Raw genomic sequence first — 1,866 nt, 5'->3', positions numbered from 1 at the left:
GCTGTCGAGGGCACGCAGGGCTTGTGTGGATGGTATGCGCAAGGGACCTCAGGTGAACCGAATTTGCACGAGCCGGGAAAACATATCACTTTTTGAAAGGCCGCTTCACTGCTTTCTTCTGGCCATGGAGCAACCGGCCACGACATCGGCGCAAGCGACGGCACTTGCCTGCCTCGACGACATCCAGCCGTCGCTGTCGGCATGGACGCGGACCATCTTCGACTTCGGCGAGACCGCCTGGCGCGAGTACCGGTCGGCCGCCTGGTATGTCGAACGGTTGAAGCGCGAGGGCTTTTCCGTCGAGGAAGGCTCGGGCGGCATGCCAACCGCGTTTTGCGCCCACTGGACCAATGGCGTCGGCCCGACCGTCGGCATGTATGCCGAATATGACGCCGTGCCCGGCAACTGCCAGGATGCCGCCACGGTGAAGCGGCCGCGCCCCGGCCTCGGCTTCGAGGCCGGTGGCCATACCGATCCGCATTCGGGGCTGGGCATCGCCAGCCTCGGCGGCCTGCTCGCCACCAAGGCGGCCATGCAGCGCCACGGCGTACAGGGCACGCTGCGCTTCACCGGCGAGCCGGCGGAGAAGGTAAGGGGCTCGAAGCCGATCCACGCCGCCAGGGGCTATTATGACGGCCTCGCCGGCATGATCTCCTTCCATCCTTTCTACATGCTGCCGCTCTGCAACACGGCGCGCTGGGACACGCATTGCGGCGCCGCCTACGCGATGATCTACCGCTTTGTCTGCGACGAACCCGAAAAGTGGGTTCGCGCAAGCGATGGCGCGCCGATCCCGCAGGCGCATTCGGCGGTCAGGGCGCCGGGCGCCAACGACGCGCTGATGACGATGTACATGGCCTCCAAGACGCTGCGCGATTCCATGCTGCCGCACCAGGGCGGCTGGTCGATCAGCGAGGCGATCCTGACCGCAGGCCAGGCGACCGCCGACAATCTGCCGGCAGGGCTGGCCGAGATCCAGTATATGATCCGTGTGCCGACCATTGCCATGGCCGAGCAGGTCACCGACGTGCTCGACCGCAATGCGGCCGCGGCCGCGGCGATCAGCGGCTGCCGCTACGAGCGCCATTGGGTGTCGAAGTCGCGGCCCGGCCTCGCCAATCACGCCATGGCTGGGCTCGCCTATGAAGCGCTCTCGACCGTTGGGCCGCCGCGCTGGGACGAGAAGGCGAAGAAAATCGCCCGCGAAATCCAGGTCAATGCCGGCGGTACGGCGGCAGAACACCCGTTCATCGACGAGCTGGAGCGGCTGATCATGCCGCAGGAGGCCGAGGCGATCCTGCGCCGCGACTTGCCGCCCTCGCAGGTGAACTCGACCTCGGACGACTACACCGACATGAGCTGGCATGCGCCGACGGCGCGTTTCTATGTCGCGCGCCCGGCGCTGCGCTCGGCAAACGGCCATGCCTGGCCAGGCTGGGTGATGAACGCGCTGGGCGGCATTGCCGCGACGATCGACCCGATGGTGACCTGCGCTTCGAAGACGATCGCGCTGACGGCGCTGCGCCTGCTCGAGGACAAGGCCGCGCGCGATGCGGCGATGGACGAGTTCGTCGCCCGCACCGGCGGCGGCGTCGGCGGCGCGAATTGGATCGCGCCGCTTTGCGACTACGAGCCGCCGATCAATTTCCGCTGGCCGGAATATGTCGCCACGGCGCGCGGGCGCGACTGGTGGATCCCGGCCGCCTCCACTGCATGACCGATCAACGACCCCACGAGGAGAACAACCATGACCGTCCATGACCGCGTCGTCGCCGAGCCGTTCTCTCTGCAGCGCCGCAACCCCGCCGGCGGCACCAAGCCGCTGACCGCCTGGGGCTTCGCCAACGAGACCGATGTGCTGACCGA

The 1,866-nt window shown here is 67.4% G+C and carries 1 protein-coding gene; it reads left to right on the top strand.

The features are described from left to right. Positions 1 to 124 precede the first annotated feature (124 nt). Positions 125 to 1,717: an amidohydrolase gene (locus EN781_RS31650; RefSeq protein WP_126055474.1), complete on the top strand. Its 1,593-nt coding sequence runs from the start codon at positions 125 to 127 to the stop codon at positions 1,715 to 1,717. Positions 1,718 to 1,866 lie beyond the last annotated feature (149 nt).

The organism is Mesorhizobium sp. M4A.F.Ca.ET.090.04.2.1 (assembly GCF_003999085.1).
Taxonomy (GTDB): Bacteria; Pseudomonadota; Alphaproteobacteria; order Rhizobiales; family Rhizobiaceae; genus Mesorhizobium.
The sequence above is the reverse complement of the archived record's forward strand: the minus strand, read 5'-3'. Positions and strand labels throughout refer to the sequence as shown.

What these genes read in the sequence shown, in the direction of transcription:
- EN781_RS31650 (WP_126055474.1), top strand. Translation starts at nt 125, where the DNA reads ATGGAGCAACCGGCCACGACATCGGCGCAAGCGACGGCACTTGCCTGC.